This window comes from Bradyrhizobium sp. 23AC (assembly GCF_054863025.1).
On record NZ_JAVAYN010000002.1, the window covers coordinates 103,442 to 125,217 of the forward strand.

23 protein-coding genes and 1 pseudogene are annotated in these 21,776 nt (G+C 65.6%); 11 read left to right on the plus strand and 13 right to left on the minus strand.

What is annotated here, in order from left to right; all coding sequences use genetic code 11:
* Positions 1-249 precede the first annotated feature (249 nt).
* Both RAD10_RS05620 and RAD10_RS05625 read right to left on the minus strand, forming a co-directional pair.
* Entirely contained in the window at positions 250-690 is a 441-nt protein-coding gene (locus RAD10_RS05620; RefSeq protein ID WP_038947455.1) for a nuclear transport factor 2 family protein, read from the minus strand.
* A gap of 229 nt (positions 691-919) precedes the next feature.
* The gene (locus RAD10_RS05625) at positions 920-1,366 is read right to left on the minus strand and encodes a nuclear transport factor 2 family protein (RefSeq protein ID WP_461616668.1); all 447 of its coding nucleotides are present in this window, start codon (positions 1,364-1,366) and stop codon (positions 920-922) included.
* A gap of 299 nt (positions 1,367-1,665) precedes the next feature.
* On the opposite strand from RAD10_RS05625, the gene RAD10_RS05630 reads away from it, so the two are divergent.
* Both RAD10_RS05630 and RAD10_RS05635 read left to right on the plus strand, forming a co-directional pair.
* A complete protein-coding gene (locus RAD10_RS05630; protein ID WP_461616669.1) occupies positions 1,666-1,899 on the plus strand; it encodes a hypothetical protein in 234 nt (77 codons plus the stop codon).
* A 157-nt stretch (positions 1,900-2,056) separates the two neighbouring features.
* Entirely contained in the window at positions 2,057-2,443 is a 387-nt protein-coding gene (locus RAD10_RS05635; RefSeq protein ID WP_461616670.1) for a hypothetical protein, read from the plus strand.
* 59 nt (positions 2,444-2,502) lie between these two features.
* On the opposite strand, the gene uvrB is transcribed toward RAD10_RS05635, so the two are convergent.
* From uvrB to RAD10_RS05655, 4 genes are all read right to left on the minus strand, one after another.
* Positions 2,503-5,478 carry an excinuclease ABC subunit UvrB gene (gene uvrB, locus RAD10_RS05640; RefSeq protein WP_461616671.1) on the minus strand — a complete coding sequence of 992 codons (2,976 nt, stop codon included), beginning with the start codon at positions 5,476-5,478 and terminating at the stop codon, positions 2,503-2,505.
* Between the two features lie 92 nt (positions 5,479-5,570).
* Positions 5,571-5,801 (minus strand): hypothetical protein, encoded by a 231-nt coding sequence (locus RAD10_RS05645; protein WP_461616672.1) that lies wholly within the window; start codon positions 5,799-5,801, stop codon positions 5,571-5,573.
* 54 nt (positions 5,802-5,855) lie between these two features.
* Complete coding sequence (locus RAD10_RS05650) at positions 5,856-6,080, minus strand: hypothetical protein (protein ID WP_018318312.1); 225 nt, start codon at positions 6,078-6,080, stop codon at positions 5,856-5,858.
* Between the two features lie 103 nt (positions 6,081-6,183).
* Complete coding sequence (locus tag RAD10_RS05655) at positions 6,184-7,101, minus strand: LysR substrate-binding domain-containing protein (protein ID WP_028140186.1); 918 nt, start codon at positions 7,099-7,101, stop codon at positions 6,184-6,186.
* Between the two features lie 211 nt (positions 7,102-7,312).
* Here RAD10_RS05655 and RAD10_RS05660 point away from each other — a divergent pair, with 211 nt between their 5' ends.
* The 3 genes from RAD10_RS05660 (at position 7,313) to RAD10_RS05670 (ending at position 9,134) form a co-directional block, all read left to right on the plus strand.
* Positions 7,313-8,092: a TSUP family transporter gene (locus RAD10_RS05660; RefSeq protein WP_461616673.1), complete on the plus strand. Its 780-nt coding sequence runs from the start codon at positions 7,313-7,315 to the stop codon at positions 8,090-8,092.
* Complete coding sequence (locus tag RAD10_RS05665; RefSeq protein WP_461616674.1) at positions 8,089-8,319, plus strand: hypothetical protein; 231 nt, start codon at positions 8,089-8,091, stop codon at positions 8,317-8,319. The genes RAD10_RS05660 and RAD10_RS05665 overlap by 4 nt, the downstream gene beginning before the upstream one ends.
* A 116-nt stretch (positions 8,320-8,435) precedes the next feature.
* Positions 8,436-9,134: a glutathione S-transferase family protein gene (locus RAD10_RS05670; protein WP_461616675.1), complete on the plus strand. Its 699-nt coding sequence runs from the start codon at positions 8,436-8,438 to the stop codon at positions 9,132-9,134.
* A gap of 98 nt (positions 9,135-9,232) precedes the next feature.
* Here RAD10_RS05670 and RAD10_RS05675 read toward each other — a convergent pair whose 3' ends face one another.
* Entirely contained in the window at positions 9,233-9,427 is a 195-nt protein-coding gene (locus tag RAD10_RS05675; RefSeq protein ID WP_461616676.1) for a cysteine-rich CWC family protein, read from the minus strand.
* Between the two features lie 114 nt (positions 9,428-9,541).
* On the opposite strand from RAD10_RS05675, the gene RAD10_RS05680 reads away from it, so the two are divergent.
* From RAD10_RS05680 to RAD10_RS05690, 3 genes and pseudogenes are all read left to right on the plus strand, one after another.
* Positions 9,542-11,113, plus strand: a complete 1,572-nt coding sequence (locus RAD10_RS05680) for a DUF1800 domain-containing protein (RefSeq protein ID WP_461616677.1) — start codon at positions 9,542-9,544, stop codon at positions 11,111-11,113.
* A gap of 2 nt (positions 11,114-11,115) precedes the next feature.
* Positions 11,116-12,330 carry a DUF1501 domain-containing protein gene (locus RAD10_RS05685; RefSeq protein WP_461616678.1) on the plus strand — a complete coding sequence of 405 codons (1,215 nt, stop codon included), beginning with the start codon at positions 11,116-11,118 and terminating at the stop codon, positions 12,328-12,330.
* A gap of 86 nt (positions 12,331-12,416) precedes the next feature.
* Positions 12,417-12,739: pseudogene (locus RAD10_RS05690) on the plus strand (antibiotic biosynthesis monooxygenase family protein).
* Positions 12,740-12,757: 18 nt separating this feature from the next.
* Here the strand turns inward: RAD10_RS05690 and RAD10_RS05695 are convergent.
* The 6 genes from RAD10_RS05695 to RAD10_RS05720 all read right to left on the minus strand — a co-directional run bounded on the left by RAD10_RS05695 (position 12,758) and on the right by RAD10_RS05720 (position 16,634).
* Positions 12,758-13,699, minus strand: coding sequence for an aldo/keto reductase (locus RAD10_RS05695; RefSeq protein WP_028140531.1), 942 nt, complete (start codon positions 13,697-13,699; stop codon positions 12,758-12,760).
* A gap of 253 nt (positions 13,700-13,952) precedes the next feature.
* Positions 13,953-14,408, minus strand: a complete 456-nt coding sequence (locus RAD10_RS05700; protein ID WP_461616679.1) for a GNAT family N-acetyltransferase — start codon at positions 14,406-14,408, stop codon at positions 13,953-13,955.
* A gap of 71 nt (positions 14,409-14,479) precedes the next feature.
* Complete coding sequence (locus tag RAD10_RS05705) at positions 14,480-15,292, minus strand: PAS-domain containing protein (RefSeq protein WP_461616680.1); 813 nt, start codon at positions 15,290-15,292, stop codon at positions 14,480-14,482.
* A gap of 128 nt (positions 15,293-15,420) precedes the next feature.
* Positions 15,421-15,576: a hypothetical protein gene (locus tag RAD10_RS05710; RefSeq protein WP_165637429.1), complete on the minus strand. Its 156-nt coding sequence runs from the start codon at positions 15,574-15,576 to the stop codon at positions 15,421-15,423.
* Positions 15,577-15,649: 73 nt separating this feature from the next.
* On the minus strand, positions 15,650-15,826 hold the full coding sequence (locus RAD10_RS05715; RefSeq protein WP_212248370.1) for a hypothetical protein: 177 nt from the start codon (positions 15,824-15,826) through the stop codon (positions 15,650-15,652).
* A 157-nt stretch (positions 15,827-15,983) separates the two neighbouring features.
* Positions 15,984-16,634, minus strand: coding sequence for a glutathione S-transferase family protein (locus RAD10_RS05720; protein WP_018318298.1), 651 nt, complete (start codon positions 16,632-16,634; stop codon positions 15,984-15,986).
* A gap of 629 nt (positions 16,635-17,263) precedes the next feature.
* On the opposite strand from RAD10_RS05720, the gene RAD10_RS05725 reads away from it, so the two are divergent.
* From RAD10_RS05725 to RAD10_RS05735, 3 genes are all read left to right on the plus strand, one after another.
* Positions 17,264-18,466 (plus strand): pyridoxal phosphate-dependent aminotransferase, encoded by a 1,203-nt coding sequence (locus RAD10_RS05725; protein WP_026201996.1) that lies wholly within the window; start codon positions 17,264-17,266, stop codon positions 18,464-18,466.
* A gap of 393 nt (positions 18,467-18,859) precedes the next feature.
* Complete coding sequence (locus RAD10_RS05730) at positions 18,860-19,339, plus strand: DUF992 domain-containing protein (RefSeq protein WP_028140527.1); 480 nt, start codon at positions 18,860-18,862, stop codon at positions 19,337-19,339.
* Positions 19,340-19,527: 188 nt separating this feature from the next.
* Complete coding sequence (locus RAD10_RS05735; protein ID WP_091958426.1) at positions 19,528-21,576, plus strand: elongation factor G; 2,049 nt, start codon at positions 19,528-19,530, stop codon at positions 21,574-21,576.
* Positions 21,577-21,776: the final 200 nt, after the last annotated feature.

Below are 21,776 nucleotides of genomic sequence, written 5' to 3' on the forward strand. Positions count from 1 at the left end.
GCATGTTGTCCGCCAATATAAGGCGGTCCTTGGTGATGACCATGCGCCATTCGGTCTGCTTGCATCAATGCGGATTTATCGTTGCGAAATTGTGGCAACTCGCGTGGAGACGCGAACCAACGGGCCGCGCGAGAGGCGCGCGCCCGACGACGAGCTTCCGGCACGACGGCATCCGGCGGGGCTGGAGGCCAGGACGTCGCGTCAGGCATTGTCATCGGTCCCGAACAGCGGGGCCCGTTGGCGTCCCCATCAGCCGACGCTGGTCATCTTCGGCAGATGAATGGCGCGGCCGAGTGCCTGCTCGACCAGGTCGAAGGTGTCGATCAGGACGCGCATGCTGGTGAGCTTGCCCGCCCTGAACTGGGCGAACTGCGCGACCCGCAAGCTGATCGGCTTGTTGGAATCCAGTGCCGTCAGCGAATAGCGCAGCATCGAGGCGGCGGAATCGACGCCCAGCATGATGCTCTCGCGGTCGAAGCGGCGGACCTGGAAATTGTCGGCGAGCTGGCGGATGACATCGAGCACGGCGTCCTTGCCCTGGCGCGCGCCGAGGAACGGAAACATGTCGATCGGGCCGTAGAGCGCCCATTCGACGTCCTCGTCGATCAGGGCCTCGATGTCCTCGAAATGCCGGTCGTTGATCGCGCGGTGCAATGCGCGCGAGAAACGCCAGAGGCTGTGCTCTGTCATTTTGGGCAGTCCTGAAGCTGGCTTTGCGAAAGAAAAACGAAAAACGACCCCAAGCGCAGTCAGGCGGTGGGGCTCAACTCATTTGTATACGAATAAAATACCCGATTTCGGCCAAAACGCAATTCACGTTTTTGCAATGCACAATTGATGGCGATATGTGAGATTCGCAACAGAACCCCGTAATCTTCCGGGTCCCGGCGGCTCGCGTGCGGGTTCCAGCGGGGGACGATCAGTCCACCCGCGCGCCTGTGATCAGCGGCCCGATCTCGCGCTCCAGCACCTGCTGCACCAGATCGTAGGAATCGATGATCTCGCGGATCTCCGCCACCAGCCCGCCGCGGAAGCTGTAGAACACCGCCATGTCGAACTGCACGATGCGGTCGTTGCTGCGCTTCCTGAAATAGGCCTGCATGTAGGTCGCGACCGCCTCGCCTTCGGCAACGATATGCGGCGCCTTGTAGCGGATCTCTGAATAGCGCGACCAGACCGTCTGCCAGAGCTCGCGCAGGTCGGCCCTGCCGTGGCGCGGCACCATGTGCGGCAGCACGTCGATCGGCGCATGGGTGAGGAAGTCGACGTCGTCGGTGCAGCACGCCAGCGCGGCCTCGATATCGCCGCGCGCGAACGCGTCGAGCAGATGAAGCACGCGCTGGCGATTGAGATTCTCGACCGTCATTCCGCCCGTCCTCATTGGCCGTGTGGCGCCCTGCAACGCTAACGCGCGGTCTCGCGCACCGGCAATCCGCAAAATCACAGGGATGTTGCAGACGATATGACGCCCGAGCGCAATGCCAGGTTCATGGCGTGGCAATTGCGAGTTGAATTGCGCTATGGCTGCACGAGTTCGTGCTGGATTCATTGCGTGACGCGCCACGCGCATGGCGCGATGCGCAAGGTCGGCGCGGCGCAGCCGCATGGAACCGCGACGCGCTCGTGGTTGTTGGGACGCCGACAATGTCTCGGGAGACACGATCCATGAAATCAAGCCTCGCCATCGCCGCCGCGCTGCTCATGTGCGGCGTGCCCTCCGCCGCCAACGCCAAGGGCTGCATCAAGGGCGCCGTCGTCGGCGGCGTTGCCGGCCACTATGCCGGCCATCACGGCGTGCTGGGCGCCGCCGCCGGCTGCCTCTACGGCAGGCACCACGCCAAGGAACAGGAGAAACAGCGGCAGCAGCAGAGCCAGATGAATGGGCAGGGCAAGCTTTAACCGCCCGACGGTTCGGCAAAAGGAAACCCGCTGCCGCGTCGGCGGTCCGCCCCCTCGCCCCGCTTGCGGGGAGAGGCCGAGCATCGCGTGACCCATCTCACATCACCCGCTGGAGATCGCGGTTATCGTCATCGGCATGTCATCAGGGAGACGTGCCATGGCCGCCCTCGCCACCGTCAGAAAGTCCCGCCTGCACAACGCGCTCGAAGGCCTCGCGCTGACCACGATCCTGCAGAGCTTCCCGACCTTCGCCGCCGCCGCCTTCCTGCTCAAGCTCTGCGGCAACCACGATCTCGTCGGCGACTCCGGCGTCGCCATCTTCGTCGCCATCGCCTCGCTCGCCCACGCCATGCTCGCTGTGACCCTCGGCCCGAGCTTCCCCGCCTTCTTCAAGACCGTCTACGAACCAAAGTTCTTCGAGGCCCATCTCTCGCTGTCCGACAAGATCACGGCCTGGCGCACCCAGCCCGTCGCTTCGCTCCAACTGGTGACGATGGTGCTGCTGCTGTCGGTGATGGCGGTGGTGACGGCGAGTGTGGGGTAAGGGGAACGCCGAGCGCGTCTCGCTTGCCGACGATCAACCCCTGCCGCTGTATCGGACAATCACCTCTTCTTCCACCCACCCCGTCGTCCCGGCTGCCCGCCCGTCGACTTCGGTGCCGGCCCAAACTCCGGGCCCGACTGCCGCGAATCCGTCGGCTGGATGATCCGGCTCGTACTTCCGAACGGCTTTGACGGCAGGGTCTGGTTCTCGCGGTAGGGCAACGACTCCGGGCCGTGCATCTCGTCGAGATGCGGCTTGTGGACCTTCGAGCCGCTACCGCCGCCGCTGGCTTTCAGCGCGGAGCCCACGGTCTTCTTCTTCATGGCGCTGACCGGCAAATTCGCGGCGTCGCCATACTTCTTCGCGCCGGCATAGGCGCCGGCCTTGCCCTGCACGGTGCGCTGCTTGGCGGTGGGATCGTCGACCACGGCGAGCTCGGTGGCGCGCAGGCGCTTGACCTCGTCGCGCAGGCGCGCAGCTTCCTCGAAGTTCAGATCGGCTGCGGCCTCGCGCATCCGCGTTTCCAGGTCGCCGAGCACGGCTTCGAAGTTGTGGCCGATCGAGATGACGTCGTCGGTCATGTCGTGGCCGCCGACCTCGATCAGCACGTGGTCGCGCTCGTAGACGGAGTTGAGGATGTCGCCGATCTGCTTCTTCACGCTCTCCGGCGTGATGCCGTGGGCGGTGTTGTACTCGACCTGCTTTTCGCGGCGGCGGTTGGTCTCGGCGATGGCGCGCTCCATCGACCCCGTCATCTGGTCGGCATAGAGGATCACCTTGCCGTCGACGTTGCGCGCGGCGCGGCCGATGGTCTGGATCAGCGAGGTCTCGCTGCGCAAAAAGCCTTCCTTGTCGGCGTCGAGGATCGCGACCAGCGCGCATTCGGGAATGTCGAGGCCTTCGCGCAACAGGTTGATGCCGACCAGCGCGTCGAACGCGCCGAGACGCAAGTCCCGGATGATCTCGATGCGCTCGATCGTGTCGATGTCGGAGTGCATGTAGCGGACGCGGATCCCCTGCTCGTGCAGATATTCGGTCAGATCCTCCGCCATGCGTTTTGTGAGAACCGTGACCAGCGAGCGATAGCCGGCCTGCGCGGTGGCGCGGACCTCGCCGACGAGATCGTCGACCTGTGTGCGGGCCGGGCGGATGTCGACGGGCGGATCAATCAGCCCGGTGGGACGAATGACCTGCTCGACGAACACGCCGCCGCTCTCGTTCAGCTCCCAGCCGCTCGGCGTTGCCGACACCGCAACGGTCTGCGGCCGCATCATGTCCCACTCCTCGAAGCGCAAGGGGCGGTTGTCCATGCACGAGGGCAGGCGGAAGCCGTATTCGGCCAGCGTCGCCTTGCGGCGGAAGTCGCCGCGGAACATGGCGCCGATCTGCGGGATGGTGACGTGGCTCTCGTCGGCGAAGATCAGCGCGTTGTCGGGGACGTATTCGAACAGCGTCGGCGGCGGCTCGCCGGGGCGGCGTCCCGTGAGATAGCGCGAATAGTTCTCGATGCCGGCGCAACTGCCCGTCGCCTCCATCATCTCGAGATCGAAGGTGGTGCGCTGCTCCAGCCGCTGCGCTTCCAGCAGGCGCCCCTGGTCGTGCAGCTGGTCGAGCCGCTGCTTCAATTCGAACTTGATCGACTTGATCGCCTGCACCAGCGTCGGGCGCGGCGTCACATAGTGCGAGTTGGCGTACATCTTGATGAATTCGAGCTCGTCCTGCTTGTGGCCGGTGAGCGGATCGAACTCCTCGATGTTTTCGATGGTGTCGCCGAACAAATTCACGCGCCAGGCACGGTCCTCATAGTGCGCCGGGAAAATGTCGATGACGTCGCCGCGCACGCGAAACGTGCCGCGGGTGAAATCGGCCTGGGTGCGCTTGTATTGCAAGGCGACGAGGTCGGCGATGAGCTGGCGCTGGTCGATGCGCTCGCCCTTCTTCAGCGCGAAGGTCATCGCGGTGTAGGTCTCGACCGAGCCGATACCGTAGATGCAGGACACCGAGGCGACGATGATGACGTCGTCGCGTTCGAGCAGCGCGCGCGTCGCCGAGTGGCGCATGCGGTCGATCTGCTCGTTGATCGAGGAGTCCTTCTCGATATAGGTGTCGGTGCGCGGGACGTAGGCTTCCGGCTGGTAGTAGTCGTAATAGGAGACGAAATACTCCACCGCGTTATCAGGGAAGAAATTCTTGAACTCGCCATAGAGCTGGGCGGCGAGCGTCTTGTTCGGCGCCAGGATCAGCGCGGGGCGCTGCGTCTTCTCGATCACCTGCGCCATGGTGTAGGTCTTGCCCGAGCCGGTGACGCCGAGCAGCACTTGGGTGCGGTCGTTACGCTGGACGCCTTCGACCAGCTCGGCGATCGCGGTCGGCTGGTCACCCTTGGGCTGGTATTCTGATTTGATCTCGAAGCGCACACCGCCTTCGGACTTCTCCGGCCGCGGCGGCCGGTGCGGCGTCCACACTTTGGTTGAGCCGTCGTTCTTGCGGAATTCCGGCCGGCCCTCGCGGATCAGTGATTCCAGCGCATCCGCGGTCGCCTTGACGCCGAGCGCCTCCATCTTGCTGCGCGGCGGACGCGCCAGCGCTTCGGCATCGTCCTCCTCGGTGGGCAAGCCGAGCTGCCGCGCCAGTTCCGGATCGAGCGTCGGGATCGTGGCCGCGGTTCCGTAATTGGCCTGCGGCGCTTCTTCCAGCCCGCCGGCCTCGGTGGATTGCTGGGCGCCCGGCGGCTGGGGGTTGGGCCGCAGCGGCATCGGCCGCGCACTATCCTGCGGAAACTCCTTCGGCGTCGAGGCCCGCGCGCGATGCGCTGCAGCCTCGCCGCCGGAGCGGCGGTCGCGCGAATTGTCCGGCGGCGGCTGCAGCCCGGTGCCCGAGCCAAGTCCGGCGTCGCCACGGTTGATCGCGGGATTGAGCAGCTCGGCCAGCGCCGGCCCGATCGGCTGTACGTCAGGCCGATGCGCCTTCGAGTTCGGGGCCTTGGTCTTGGGGGATTTGCCGGATTTTTCGGAGGATGCAGGTTTCTTCGCCATGAGCCGAATATGGGATGAGTCCGCCCCTCAATAAAGGGCGAATGACCGTCCTCATGCAGCCTGCTGACAGCAGGTTGGCAGCAGCCTCGGCCCTACGCCGCCGGCAGCGGCCCGCCGTCGTCCTCACCCGCCTGATACGGCTTGAGGATGTCGAGATGGATGCCGCCGCAATCGCTGCAGCGCATGGTCCAATATTCGCACCCCGCGCGGCCGCCGATCACGCGGAGCACCGAGAGATCGCCGTCGCATTCCGGGCAATTCGACAGCACATTGCGGGCGTAAATTCTCGGCCGCGGCGTGTCTTCGATTTCGATGACTGACATGACCCGGTTCCCCCCTTTATGCTGCTGCCCTGGTTCGCTTGCCGACCGGCTCGCTTATTCGTCGTCGCTGTCGGCCCGGCGGCGGAAGCGGTCGATGTGGTGCTTGGCGTCGGCGATCGCGGCGTTCTGATCGGGCCAGGCGAAACCGACTTCCATCGCCGGAAACAGCACGCCGTCGATGGCGACGGGGCTGAGATCGGCGCGGCGGATGCGGGCGTGCCAGAGGCCTTTGCCAGCCTCGAAGGATTCAATGTCAAAGCCGTCGTAGAGGGTCGTCATTCTTGTCGGTCCCACGTTTCTTTTCGGAGGGTCAGGGGACCACGTTTGCGGATTCCGGAATGTGAAGCCGTTCACAAGCGACAGGCTTTTTTGCCTTTCGGCGTCAGTTCCGCGCGGCGACACGGCCCGTTCGCTTGACGGGGCGGGCGGCGGGTTCCGAGGCCGCGCGCATGATCCAACGGCGGAACGCGGCAAAGTCGCGGTGCTCGGTTTGAAAGCTGCGATAGAGCAGGTACCAGCGCATGCCCTTGGGCACCGAGAGGTCGAACGGGGCGACCAGCCGGCCGGCGGCAAGATCGTCGTCGATATAGGGGCGGATGCCCATGGCGATGCCGAGCCCGTCGGCGGCGGCCTGCAGCGCCTGGCCGTAAAACTGGAACTCCGGCCCGCGCGGATTGATGCGGGTGAGGTTCGCGGCTTTCAGCCAGATCGGCCAGTCCTCCGGCGAATGTTCGACCCGGATCAGGCTCGGTCCCTTCAGGTCGGCCGGCCGCTTCAGGCCGCTCGCGAGCCGGGGCACGCAGACCGGCGTGAGATCGCCGGCGAACAGGGGCTCGGCGACGAGACCGGGCCAGTCGCCGGTGCCGAGCTTGATGCCGCAGCTCCAGTCCTCGCCGAACGGCACCGACGCGCCGCCGGTGGTGAAGCGCACCTCGATGTCGGGCTCTTCGCTGCGAAACTCCGACAGGCGCGGGATCAGCCAGCGCATCGCAAAGGTGTGGCCGACGCCGATGGTGAGCACGCGGACGCTTGCCGGCGCCGTCACCTGCGCGGTGAGGCTTGCGAGCGCATCGAAGATCGGCGTCAGCCCGCTCTGATAGGCGCGGCCGGCCTGCGTCAGCACGAGGCGATTGGCCTTGCGCTCGAACAGCGCGACGCCGAGGCGCTCTTCCAGGAGATGCACCATGCGGCTGACGGCGGCCGCGGACACGCTGAGCTCGAGCCCGGCGGCAGCAAAGCTGCCGGTCCGCGCCGCCGCCTCGAATGCCTTGATGCCGTTGAGAAACAGCAGACGCCGCAAAGGACCAACCCTCAGGAAAGCTGATGCCAGGCCAAGATAACTCAGTTTGCGCGGAAGGAGCAAGCGAGGCAGATTTTGCAGCGTAGTTCGGAATGATTTGTTGGGAGCGCCGCGGCTTCTTCGCCTCTCCCCGCGTACGGGGAGAGGCCGGACGAGGGAGTGAAGCAGCCTGCGTCCCCTACTCAACGGCCCCACCACCGGAGATTCCCACGTGACGCCCATCACGATCGCTGCCCTCGGATTGCTGATGGTCGCCACCGCGTTCCTGTCGGGGTTGTTCGGCATGGCGGGCGGGCTGATCCTGATCGGCGTGCTCTTGGCACTGATGCCGCTGCCGACCGCGATGGTGCTGCATGCGATCACGCAGATGGCCTCGAACGGCTGGCGCGCGTTTTTATGGCGCGCGCATATCCGCTGGCGGCCGGTCGCGAACTATATGGTCGGCGCTGCCGTCGCGCTCGCGGCCTGGTCGATCACGCGCTACGTGCCTGACAAGCCGATGGCCCTGCTGCTGCTCGGCGTCACCCCGTTCATGGCGCGGCTGTTGCCGTCGAATATCAAGCCGGATCCCGACCGTCTCTGGCAGGGCACCGTCTATGGCACGATCTGCATGGGCCTGATGCTGATGACCGGCGTCTCGGGCCCGCTGCTCGACACCTTCTTCCTCGGCGGTGATTTCGGCCGGCGCGAGAAGGTCGCGACCAAGGCGATGTGCCAGCTCGTCAGCCATTTCACCAAGCTGGTCTATTTCGGCGGCATCATCGACCAGGCCGCGAGCCTCGATCCCGTGCTCGCCGGCGTCGCCATCCTTGCCTCGATGCTCGGCACCACGCTGGCGCGGCGCATCCTCGAAGCCATGACCGACCAGCAATTCGTGGCCTGGTCGAACAAGCTGATCACCACCATCGCCTGCTACTACATCGCCTATGGCGGCTGGCTCATGGTTCGCACGCCAGTGCTGGCCGCCTTCGACAAGGGAGGTTTGCAATGAGCTGTAACGCCGATCCGCTGGTGCTGGACTTCGTCGAATGGGTGGCGCGCGAGCCGCGCGCCTATGCCGAGGTGATCGCGACCTGGAAAACCTCGTGCCCGCGCCTCACCATCTGGGAAGACGCCACTGAGCGCGGCTATGTCGCGCGCGAGACGCTGCCCGGTCTCGGGCTGGTGATCGCGGTCACGGAGGGCGGCGAGAAATTGCTGCGAACCAACGGGCGCTAACTCTCGCCACATCGTCATTGCGAGCGTCAGCGAAGCAATCCAGAATGTCGCCGCGGCGGCAGGCTGTTGCTTCGTCGCACGAGCTCCTCGCAATGACGGAGCCAGTGGAGGCGCCTTTGTCACTCAAACTCTACGAACTCGTAGGCACCGACGCCTCGCGTCCCTTCAGCCCGTATTGCTGGCGCACGCGGATGGCGCTGGCGCACAAGGGCCTCGCGGCGGAATCGCTGCCCTGGCGCTTCACCGAGAAGAGCGCGCTCGCGCCGCACGGCTCGGAGAAGGTTCCGGTGCTGCTGCACGATGACAAGCCCGTGGTCGACTCCTGGACGATCGCGACCTATCTCGAGGACAATTTCCCGGACCGTCCGTCGCTGTTCGGCGGCGAGGGCGGCCGCGCCATGGCGCGCATGATCAACGCCTTCGGCGACATCGCCATCGTCGGCGGCATCTTTCCGCTGATCGTTGCCGACATCCCGACGAATCTCGCCGAGGTCGACGCTGCCTATTTCCGAAAATCGCGCGAGGCGCGCTTCGGCGGCAAGAGCCTGGAGGAGGTCATGGCGAGCCGCGATACTGCCGTGGTCGCCTTCCGCAAGTCGCTCGAGGTGATGCGCCAGGCGTTGAAGAAGCAGCCCTATCTCGGCGGCGAGGCGCCGAACTACGCCGACTACATTGTGTTCGGCGGTTTCCAGTGGGCGCGCGTGGTGAGCCCGTTCAAGCTGCTCGAGGCGGACGATCCCGTTCATGCCTGGCGCGAAAAGCTGCTCGATGCGTTCGACGGCATGGCGCGGAAATCGCCGGGGCATGAGGTGTAAGCTTCGCCGGGTGGGCAAAGGCGCAAAGCGTCGTGCCCACCATCTCTCTCGATCGCCAAAAATGCGTGGGCACGCTTCGCTTTGCCCACCCTACGACACTAACGAGCCGCCTCCGCCGCCTTGCGTAAGCACTCCCGGCACAGGCAGTCTTCGCCCTCGACCGGCATCGGCAGCTTCGCGGTTTCCTCCGCGCACCAGCAGGTGCCCGAGAGGTCGCAGCCGAACTCGGTGCCGCAGCGCGCGCAGGCGAGGCGGCGCGGTTCCGGCGGTGAGGATTCTTTCGGATTTGTCATGATTTACGTCGAAGCTTCGCCGTGATTTTCATGTCGGGTTCATCGGTCGCTGCGGTATATTAGGCGTCGCGCGCGGACTCCGAAAGCGGCTCCGGGCACGCGAAGGACAAATCGATGGCCCGCGATTCGCAAGCCGCGCTCGTCGCGCTCAACCGTTTTGGCTTCGGCGCTCGCGGCGGCGCCTCGGGCGATCTCATCAACGCAGCCTCCGATCCGCGCGGTTTCGTGAAGGCAGAGCTGGTCCGTGCGAGTGGGGTGCTGCTGGAGGCGCCCGGTCTGCAATCGACGCAGCAACTCGGGCAGGCCGTCTTCGCGTATCAGGATCAGGTCAGGCAGGCGCGCGAAGCGGCGAAGGCCGCCGCGCCCGCCGAGACGCCGTCGCCTGCGCCGACCGAACAGAAGCCCGGGCTCCGCCGCAATCTCTCGCTGAATGCGGCAGCAACGGAGGTCGCCGGCCAGATGACGGAGGCCAAGCCGGCGGACAACAAGCCGGCGGACAATGCGGCAAAGCCGGACGCGATGCAGCCCAATGCGGCTGCACCGCCGCCGGCAAGGCCGGCCCCGCAGCCGCTCAACGTGATTCAAAAGACCTTCCGCGCCGAGGCGCTGGCGCGCCTGCAGCGCGCGACGCTGGCCACCTGTGGCTTCACCGAGCGTCTCGTCGCGTTCTGGTCCAACCATTTCTGCATTTCCGCGACCAAGGGCGAGCTGGCGCGGATCTGGGCCGGCGCGTTCGAGCGCGAGGCGATCAGACCGCACGTGCTCGGGCGTTTTGCCGACATGCTCCGGGCCGTCGAGCAGCATCCGGCGATGCTGTTCTTCCTCGACAACCAGCAATCGCTCGGGCCGGATTCGCGCGCAGGCCAGAATCGCAAGCGCGGGCTCAATGAGAATCTCGCGCGCGAGATCATGGAGCTGCACACGCTCGGCGTCGGTGGCGGCTACACGCAGGAAGACGTCACCTCGCTCGCGCGCATCATCACCGGCTGGACCTTTGCCGGAAGGCAGGGGCAGCTCGGCACACCCGGCTCCTTCGTGTTCAACACCAATGCGCACCAGCCCGGCGCGCAAATGTTGCTCGGCAAGAGCTACGAGGCGACGGGCCTCGCGCAAGGCGAGGCCGCGCTCGCCGACATCGCGCGCCATCCGTCGACAGCGAATTTCATCGCCACCAAGTTCGTCCGCCATTTCGTCGCCGACGATCCGCCGCCGGGATTGGTGGCGCGGCTGCGCGAACTCTTCGTCAAGACCGACGGCGACCTCAAGGCGCTTGCCGCGGCGCTGGTCGATTCCGACGAGGCGTGGAAGGCGCCGCTGACCAAGATGCGCAGCCCTTACGACTTCCTCGTCGCGAGCGGCCGCCTGCTCGCGCGCGTGCCGGAGGATCCCGGCGCCTATCTGAACAATCTCAACCTGCTGGGACAGCCGCTGTGGTCGCCGGCCGGCCCCAATGGTTTCCCCGATACCAGCGCCGCATGGGCCGCGCCCGAGGGCATGAAGCTGAGGCTCGATATCGCCGCGCAGATGGGCGCACGGCTGGGGCCCAACATCGATCCGCTGGATCTGCTGGAATTCGCAGCGGCGGATGCGGCCTCCATCGAAACGCGGCGGACCATCGAGCGCGCGGAGTCGCGCCAGCAGGCGCTGGCGCTGCTGCTGATGTCGCCGGAAATGCAGAGGAGGTGACGATGGACTGCACCGAGAACCGGCTGCTCACCTCGCGTCGCAGTCTCCTGCTCGGCGGCGCCTCGTTCGCGGCCTGGGCTTACCTGCCGAAATTCGCACGCGCGGCCGATGGGCGCGATCCCAGGCTGATCGTGGTGATCCTGCGCGGCGCGCTCGACGGTCTCTCGACCGTCGCGCCGATCGGCGACCCCGATTATGCCGGCCTGCACGGCTCGATCGCGCTCACTTCTGACGGCGCGCATCCCGCGATCATGCTGGATTCCTTCTTCGCGCTGCATCCGGCGATGCCGGAATTTGCGCGCATGTATCGCGACAAGCATGCCGCGGTGGTTCACGCAGTGGCGACGCCCTATCGCGACCGCTCGCATTTCGACGGCCAGGACGTGCTCGAAAGCGGCTATGCCGGACCGGGCCGCGTGCAGTCCGGCTGGCTCAACCGCGCCCTCGAAGCGCTGCCGCGCGGCGAGCGCGTATCGAGCGCTCTTGCAGTCGGGCCCACCACGCCGCTGGTGCTGCGCGGCAACGCGCCGACCGTCGGCTGGGCCCCGGTGGCGCTGCCGCAGGCCGATGACGACACCGCGATGCGCCTCGTCGATCTCTACCGTCATCGCGATCCCGCGCTGGCGATGGCCCTGTCGCAAGGCCTTCAGCTCGACAAGGCCGCGAGCGGGGACGACATGAAGCCGAAACCCGGCAATGCGGTGGCACAGATGCGCCAGGTCGCGCGCGGCGCGGCCAAGCTGATGGCGGCGGACGACGGCCCGCGCATCGCCGCGCTCGCCTTCGATGGCTGGGACACGCATGCCAATGAGGGCGGCCCGGTCGGTCGTCTCGCCTTCCTGCTCGGCGGGCTCGACGGCGCACTCGCCGAATTTCAAAGCGGTTTGGGGGAGCGCTGGCGCGACACCGTCGTCGTCGTTGCCACTGAATTCGGCCGCACCGCGCGCATCAATGGCACCGACGGCACCGATCACGGCACCGGCACGATCGCGCTGCTCGCCGGCGGCGCCGTGAAAGGTGGCCGGGTCATCTCGGATTGGCCGGGCCTCAAGCTCGCGAACTTGTATGAAGCTCGCGATCTCAAGCCGACCACCGATCTTCGCTCCGTGATCAAGGGTGTGCTGCAGGGCCAGTTCGGCCTGTCCGATCGCGTGCTGGCCGAGACGGTGTTCCCGGATAGTGCGGGAGTACGGCCGATGAAGGGATTGGTCGCCTAACCCCACGCGCCGTCATTCCGGGCCTGCGCCTTGCGGTGCATCCCGGAATGACGAAATAATGGTGCAGCATCAGGAGAACCATCCCCATGTACATCGCCATGAACCGCTTCCGTGTCGCCAAGGGCTCCGAGGCCGCTTTCGAGCAGGTCTGGTCGGCCGCGATACGTATCTGGACAAGGTGCCGGGCTTCGTCGAATTCCATCTGCTGCGTGGACCCGAGCTCGAGGACCACACGCTCTATGCCTCGCACACCGTGTGGGCGAACCATGCCGCGTTCGACGCCTGGACCAAGTCCGAAGCGTTTCGGGCCGCGCACCACAAGGCAGGCGACAACAAGCCGCTCTATCTCGGCCATCCCCAGTTCGAAGGCTTTGAGGTGATGCAGACCGTGGGACGCGGCGCGAAATAACACGCCGCGCCTCGAACGTCAGCCCAGCGTGATCTTGTCGATCTCCGCCATCTCATCCGCGCTGAGCTTCCAGGCGATCGCCTTGACGTTCTGCTCGATCTGCTCGACACGGGTGGCGCCGGCAATCACGCTCGATACTTGCGGGCGGGCGGCGAGCCAGGAGAAGGCGAGCTCGAGCATGCTGTGGCCACGGGCCTTGGCGAAGGCCTGGAGCTTCTCGACGATGTCCTCGTTGCGCGGCGTGACGTAGCGGTCGCGCAGCCGCTCCACCTTGCCGAAGCGGGTATCATCGGGCGCGGCCTCGCCCTTCCGGTACTTGCCGGTCAGAAGTCCGCTCGCGAGCGGGAAGAACGGCAAAAGGCCGAGCTTGTATTCCTGCGCCGCCGGCAGCAGGTCCTTTTCGATGTCGCGCACCAGGAGGCTGTATTCGTCCTGGCACGACACGAAACGGCTGACATTCATCGCGCGCGCGACGTATTCGGCTTCAGCGACGCGCCAGGCCGGAAAGTTCGAATTGCCGATGTAGCGTACCTTGCCCTGGCGGACGAGATCGTCGAGCGCGCGCAGGCTCTCCTCGATCGGCGTCAGCGGGTCATAGTCGTGCTGCTGATAGAGATCGATGTAATCGGTCTTCAGCCGCTTCAGGCTCGCTTCGACGGCGTCCATGATATAGCGGCGCGAGGCGCCCTGCTTGGTTCCGTCCTCCGCCATCGGCTTGGAATATTTCGTCGCCAGCACGATGTCCTTGCGGCGGTCGCCCAGCACGGCGCCAAGCACGTTCTCCGAGCCGCCCATGTTCGAATAGATGTCGGCGGTGTCGAACAGCGTGATGCCGAGATCGAGCGCGCGATGGATCACCTTGCGCGAGGTCTCCAGATCCGTGCGCTGGCCGAAATTGTTGCAGCCGAGCCCGACCGCGGACACGCGAAGGCCGGAGGCGCCGAGATTGCGAATTTCCATGGGAGATCCTGTCAGAGAGAGCAGCCACTCATTGTGACCATCGTGCGCCGCAGCAGCAAGGCGCGCGCCGCGCTGCTGCCATGCTGACAAGGCGGACAAAAAAAATGCGGCCCCTGTCAGACGCGGCGACTGACGGGGACCGCTTGGGGCGCTTGATCGGTGACGGGGGGCCTGATCAGACGCAGGTGCAGCGTAGTCCCGCTATGTTACGCGCGGGTGACAGCGGGAGTTATCCACAGGGTGCGGGCGGAGATCAGAACAGCTTGCGATAGACGATGAAACCGGACCGCTCCGCGACCTTGTCATACAGGCGCTGTGCCGTGAGATTGGTCTCGTGCGTCTGCCAATAGACGCGCGGCGATCCCGCCAGTTTCGCCCGCTCATACACGCCGTGGATCAGCGCCGAGGCGACCCCCTTGCCGCGCGCGGCTTCCAGCGTGAACAGGTCCTGCAGATAGCAGGACGGCTCGATCGCGGTGGTGCTGCGATGAAACAGGTAGTTCGTCATGCCGAGCAGCTTGCCGTCGCTCTCGGCGACCAACCCGTGCACCGGCTCATAAGCATCGAAGAAACGCTGCCACGTCATCGCAGTGATCTCGCCCGCCAGCGCGGTCGGGCCGGAGCGGCCGTAGAAGGCGTTATAGCCGTCCCACAGCGGCAGCCATTGATCGTAGTCCTGCTTGGTGACGGCGCGAATGGTGAGCGACATGTGGAATTCCTGCGATCGATGGGACGTCCTTCATACGTGATGACGGGCGTGCCGATCAATCGCCAGTCGCATCACTCCGCGGCGCGCAGATGCCGGATCAGCCTGCGGCCCGTGGGATCGCGCAGCGAGCGGTAGTAGTCGGCGCGTGAGGGCGCGTCGGTGTGGCGGACGAGGTCGGTCACCGGCGTGTAGCTCAGCATGCGTCCGCCGTCGGGCAGCGCGGCGCAGACGAAGCGCAGCACCTCGCCGTTGCGCAAGGCGATGTTGATCGGCGTGGCATCGCCGATGCGCACCATCTCCATGCGCTGCGCGATGAAGGTGCCGAGCTCGTCTTCGGGCAGCTCGAACGCGCCGGTGTCGCGGCCGTGATACATCAGCGCGATGAAGGGCGGCTTGCCGTCGGCGATCTCGTCCGGCACCGCGAAATAATCGCGGAACGCACGGTTGATGAACTCGGCCCGCGTCTCGGCATCGAGCAGCACGATGCCGATATCGACCTGGTCGAGCGCGGCCGACAGCCGTGCCGCCGTGGCGTGGCTCCGGCGCTCGGCCGCGACCGTGCCGAGCAGCCGCTCGCGCATCAGGCCGGTAATGCCGGCCGTGGCGGCAGTCGTGATCGCCAGCAGGCCGAACTGGACCAGATCGGTGGTGGTCAAGCCGGAAACGCCGTGGCGGCCGAGGAGGAGCAGCGCCGCGCCGATCACCGCGACGGCCGCGCTGGTGACGGCGGAGGCGAGACCCGACAGTGCGCCGGCGAGCGCCACGATGCCGACGAGCAGCGGAACGGGCGAGGCAGTGGGGAGAAAGCGATCGAAAAGCATCGCCAGCAGCAGGGTTGCTGCCGTCAGCACCGGACCGGAGATCGCACGCCATCCGAACCGCATGGACCCGTCTCGCTCCTCCCGAACGAGGTAACGTCGCAACACTGACTGATCGTTGCGCCACCGCGATACGTTTTCCCGCGGTGTGTTTAAGGTCCGCTTGCGTGCAAGCTTCAGGTTTTCGGATGATTTTAGACCAAGTGGGCGTGCTTGAGGGGCTGTTGCAGCGCTGGCGCATTCAGCGTCGAAATCCCCGGGCCCTTGCGCGTGACGACAATCAACAGCGACGCCGCGACCAAAATGGCCGCAGTCAGTGCGATTGCAACGACTACCACGGGTGATTTCATCGACGTCCTGTCGCGATGCCTGAAGGCACGGGCCACGCGGCGCCTTGAAGGCTGGACCAGGATGAAACGGGAATCAGACCGGCAGGCCCATCGCCATGGTCGCCTTGGTCGACAGCACCGTCAGGGTGACGATCAGGCACAGCGAGAGCGCGGCGACGGCGAGCGAGGCCACGACCGCGTTGGTCAGCCGGGAAGACGCGACGGTAGCGGGATGGCCCTGAAAGCCTGCCGTGCCGGACGCCCGTATCATGGTCTAAATCCTTCAACACGCGAGCGAATCACCCGCGACTTTCCACAATTTCCCAGTTTCAACCGGCAATATTGCGGCGGCTATCGCGCGGAAAATGGCGGGATTGCGGCGAATGTTACCTTTGTACCCGCTATTCGCCGGAGCGCAGGGCGCGCGCTCAGGCGCCGGCGGCAATGCTGGCGGGGTCGTCGACGTCGGCCGGCCGCCAGTCCATCGACACGAAGCCCGGCGCAGCTTCCACCCGCTTCAGCCAGTCGCGGATCGCCGGGAAGGCCTGGAGGTCGAAGTCGCAGCGGTCGGCGAGGTGGGTGTAGCCGTACAGTGCGATGTCGGCGACCGTGAGCTGGCGCGCGGCGAAATAGGCATTGGTCTTGAGGTGGTTCTCCATCACCTGGAGCGCGCCATAGCCGCGCTCCATCCAGTCTTCCAGCGAATGGGTCTGGAGGTCGCGGCCGCCCTTGACCAATGATAGCCAGAAATAGGCGGCGCCGATGTTCGGCTCCAGCGCGTGCTGCTCGAAGAACATCCATTGCAGCGCCTCGGCGCGGTCGATGCGGTTCTCGGGCGCGAGTGGCGTGCCGACGGCGACGTACCAGAGGATGGCGTTGGACTCGGCGAGAAAGCGGTCGTCGCCGACCTCGAGCAGCGGCACCTGTCCCGACGGGTTCTTGGTCAGAAAGTCCGGCGTGCGGCTCTCGCCGCGCAGAATGTCCACCTCGATCGCTTCGTAAGGCACGTTGAGCAGCGCCAGCGCAAGGCGGACCTTGTAGCTGTTGCCCGAGCGTTGCATCGAATAGAGCTTGTACATTCTGAGAATGATTCCGGAAGACGGGGACGCGCGTCGCTCGTTGCCGCGCGAGGCGGCTAAACAATGATGCCGATGCGAATCCGCCGCAAGGGCCGGCCAATAGAAAAACTCGAAAACCCTACCGCACTGCAGCGCCGCGGAAGATCATTTCCGCGCGACGATGCAAATCAGATCACGCTTGCGTCAGCATGCGAGCGCTTGGCTCGCGCGATCGTGCGCAGGGTGAGCGATTGGGGAAGAGCGCTGTCATCAATCCAGTGCGCCGTCATGTCCGGGCTTGTCCCCGGGCATCCACGTTCTTCGTTCCGCGGGCGAGGCGTGGATGGCCGGGACACAGGCGAGCGGAGAGCGACGCTGTCGTTCGGACGGCTATGCCCGGCCATGACGGCGCTTCAGCACGCAACACGTAAAATTGCTCCGAGGACAAGCCTTCCGGGATATGAGCGATTCGCGCGGTAAAGTTGCGGAAAATTGCTGGAAATCGCTGCTTGAACCGCTCCAAATCCGTAAGTTTTTCCGAGATCGGGCCGAAGTTTCTTGCGGCGCAGCGGCACACGTTTTAGGGTATCTCATTCCCACAATCAGAGTCGTGAGGCCCAGGGCTTTTCGACGCTTGTCAGGAGATGACGATGTCCTTCCTTGCCGCTGCGCTCGACCGTGTGAAGCCGTCCGCGACCATCGCGGTCACGGATAAAGCACGCGCGCTGAAAGCGGCGGGCCGCAACGTCATCGGTCTCGGTGCCGGCGAGCCCGACTTCGACACGCCCGCCAACATCAAGCTGGCGGCGATCCGCGCCATCGAGGCCGGCAAGACCAAGTACACCGCGGTCGACGGCATTCCCGAGCTGAAGGACGCGATCATCGCCAAGTTTCAGCGCGAGAACGGCGTTGCCTACAAGCCGAACCAGATCATCGTCGGCACCGGCGGCAAGCAGGTGCTGTACAACGCGCTGATGGCGACCATCAATCCGGGCGACGAGGTGATCATTCCCGCGCCGTACTGGGTCAGCTACCCTGAGATGGTGGCGCTCGCCGGCGGCGAGCCGGTGCCGGTGGTCTGCACCGCGGCGACCGGCTTCAAGCTCCAGGCCGAGGCGCTCGAGCGCGCGATCACGCCGAAGACCAAATGGGTGATCCTGTGCTCGCCGTCGAACCCGACGGGAGCCGCCTACACGCGTTCGGAACTGAAGGCGCTCACCGACGTGCTGGTGAAGCATCCCCATGTGTGGGTGATGACCGACGACATGTACGAGCATCTCGTCTATGACGACTTCCAGTTCACCACGGTCGCGCAGGTCGAGCCGAAACTCTACGACCGCACGCTCACCGTGAACGGCGTGTCGAAGGCCTATTGCATGACCGGCTGGCGCATCGGCTATGCCGGTGGCCCCGCGCAGCTGATCAAGGCGATGTCGACAATCCAGTCGCAGTCGACCTCGAACCCGTCCTCGATTGCGCAATGGGCCGCGGTCGAAGCGCTGAACGGTCCGCAGGACTTCATTCCCGCCAACAACAAGGTGTTCAAGGAGCGGCGCGACCTCGTCGTCTCCATGCTCAACCAGGCCAAGGGCATCGAATGCCCGCGTCCCGAGGGCGCGTTCTACGTCTATCCGTCCTGCGCCGGCACGATCGGCAAGACCGCGCCGTCGGGCAAGGTGATCGACAATGACGAGACCTTCGTCACCGAGCTCCTTGAGACCGAAGGCGTCGCGGTGGTGCAGGGTTCGGCCTTCGGCCTCGGCCCGGCGTTCCGCATCTCCTACGCGACCAAGACCTCGGACCTCGAAGACGCCTGCAAGCGCATCCAGCGCTTCTGCGGTAATTTGCGCTGAGACTGTCGCAACAAGACTAGGAAAGGCCCGCTTCGCTTGGGGCAGCATTGTGCCTTGCCCCTCACCCGGATCACGCCGGACGATGCTTCGCATCGCCGGGGCGATCCGACCTCTCCCCGCTGAAGAGCGGGGAGAGGTTAGGACGCCGCCACGCGCCATTGAAGTTCGATTGGCTTTGAGCGAGGGGCGCACCGCTCTCTCACTCCCTCGCCCCGTTCTTACGGGGCGGGACGAGCAAAGCTCGCCCTGAGAGGGTGGGGTGAGGGGCTCTCCCCACAAGTTCGATTCTAACCGCCTGCGATCTGGCACCCACAACGCACTTGTGGCATAGACCATCGCGCAGCGTGCAGTGCGCCTTCTCTGCTCGCATCACTTCATCGCCGGAGACATTTCATGCGTCGTTCGTTCATCTTCGCCGGGCTCGCCGCCGCCAGCCTCGTTGCCTCCAGCGTGAGCGGCAGTGCGCAGCAGCGGATGGCGCGGGTCGGCGTGCTCGAATGCCGCGGCGGCGCCAGCGTCGGCTTCATCGTGGGATCGGTGACCCATCTCGGCTGCGTGCTGCGCGCCGACGGTCTGCCCGACGATCGTTACGTCGCAACCATCCGCAAAGTCGGTCTCGACATCGGCATCACCCAGGAGACGGCTTTGGCGTGGGGCGTGTTCGCGCCGGTTGACCGGCTCGGCCCCGGCGACCTCTCGGGCAATTATGCCGGTGCGCAGGGCAGCGCCTCGGTCGGTGTCGGCTTGGGGGGTAACGTGCTGGTCGGCGGCTCCAACAATTCGATCGCGCTCCAACCGCTCAGCGTGCAGGGCCAGGTTGGCCTCAACATTGCCGCCGGCCTCGAGAGCCTGGAACTTCGTCCGGGCCGTTGATCGCGCCGGGCGGGTGGTGCTGCTCCACCTCTTCCCAGCGGGAAGAGGTGGAACACCACCGTTAAGACTTGATCTAACCGACGACGCACCGCAGCGACGTTTGATGCTTGCCAAATCTCGGGGACGGGCAGAGCATCGGCGATTGCCGACCCAATCATGGGCCGAGCTCCACACCAAGGAGGCGGCGAATGGGACAAGACGTCAGAAGTCCCCGAGGTCCACGGTGCATCGCGCTGGTGGGCCCTTTCCAAAGCGGTAAAACCACACTTCTCGAAGCAATACTGGCGCGAACGGGCGCAATCCCGCGCGCCGGCAGTGTCGACGCCGGAACTTCCGTCGGCGACGCCGCGCCAGAGGCCCGTCATCACAAGATGACTGTCGGGCTCACTGCCGCCACCACGAGTTTCATGGGCGACAGCTACACTTTCCTCGATTGTCCCGGTTCCGTCGAGTTTGCCCACGACATGCGCGCCGCGTTGCCCGCGGTCGATGCCGCGATCGTGGTCTGCGAGGCCGACGAGAAGAAGCTGCCGCAGCTTCAGATCATCCTGCGCGAGCTGGAGGAGCTGAAGATCCCGCGTTTCCTGTTCCTCAACAAGATCGACCGCGCGAGCCAGCGCATCCGCGAGTCGCTCGCAATGCTGCAGCCCGCCTCCCGCGTGCCGCTGGTGCTGCGCCAGATCCCGATCTGGAAGGACGAGCTGATCGAGGGCTTCGTCGATCTCGCGCTGGAACGCGCCTTCATCTATCGCGAGCACAAGGCTTCCGAGGTGGTCGCGCTCGAAGGCGGCAATCTCGACCGCGAGAAGGAAGCCCGCTTCTCGATGCTGGAGAAGCTCGCCGATCACGACGACGCGCTGATGGAGCAGCTGCTCGAAGACATCCAGCCGCCGCGTGATGCCGTGTTCGACGATCTCGCCCGCGAATTGCGCGAAGGGGTGATCTGCCCTGTGCTGTTAGGGGCAGCCGCGCGCGAAAACGGCGTACTGCGTCTGATGAAGGCGCTGCGTCACGAGGCGCCGGGAATAGCGGAGACCGCAAAGCGTCTCGGCGTTACCGAGACCAGGGACGCGCTCGGCTTCGTGTTCAAGACGCTGCATTCGCAACATGGCGGCAAACTGTCATTGACGCGGCTGCTCGCCGGCCATCTCGACGACGGCGCCACGCTGCAATCCGCTTCCGGAGGAGCGGGCCGCATCTCCGGCATCCTCGCCGTCAACGGCGCCTACGACACCAAGCGTGCCACAGCCGAAGCCGGCGACACGGTGGCGCTCGCCAAGCTCGATCCGATCAAGACCGGCGACACGGTCTCGAGCGGCAAGACACCGCCTGCGGCGCTCGCGGTCTCGGAGCCGACGTCGCCGGTGCTCGCGATCTCGGTTGCGGCCACCGATCGCAAGGACGACGTCAAGCTTGGCCAGGCGCTGACGCGGCTGCACGAGGAGGATCCCTCGCTCGTCATCGTGATGAACGCCCAGACCCACGACACCGTGCTGTGGGGACAGGGCGAGATGCACTTGCGCGTCGCCAGCGAGCGGCTGCGCGACCGCTTCGGCGTCAAGATCACCTCGCATCCACCGGCCATCGGCTATCAGGAGACCATCCGCAAGCCGATCGTCCAGCGCGGCCGCCACAAGAAGCAGTCCGGCGGCCACGGCCAGTTCGGCGACGTCGTGCTCGACATCAGGCCGCTGCCGCGCGGCGAGGGCTTCAAGTTCGCCGAGAAGGTCGTTGGTGGCGCCGTGCCGCGCAACTACATCGGCGCGGTGGAAGAAGGTGTCGTCGACGGATTGACGCGCGGTCCGCTCGGTTTCCCCGTCACCGATTTGCAGGTGACGCTGACCGACGGCTCCTATCACAGCGTCGACTCTTCCGATCTCGCCTTCCGCACGGCGGCGCGGATCGGACTCAACGAGGGCCTGCCGCATTGTCAGTCAGTGCTGCTGGAGCCGATCCACGTGGTCGAGATCGTCTGTCCGACCGACGCCACCGCCAAGATCAACGCGATCCTGTCGGCGCGGCGCGGCCAGATCCTCGGCTTCGACACGCGTGACGGCTGGAGCGGCTGGGACAGCGTCCGTGCCATGATGCCGGAAGCCGAGATCGGCGAATTGATCGTGGAACTGCGCTCCGCCACCGCCGGCGCCGGCAGCTTCACCCGCACGTTCGACCACATGGCCGAAGTCACAGGCCGCGCCGCCGACCAGATCATCGCCGCGCATCAACACGCGGCGTGATCAAGCTGGCTTAGTCAGGGACGGCACTCTCTCACACCCTCTCTCCATCCTTACGGGGAGAGGGTTGGGGTGAGGGCTGTCTCCACGGTGCGGCGCTTCATTTAGGCCGCGCCCTCTCTCCACTCGTCATTGCGAGCCACCGGGTCCGCGCAAAGCGCGGCCCGATGACAGGCTCCGCGAAGCAATCCAGACTGTCTCCG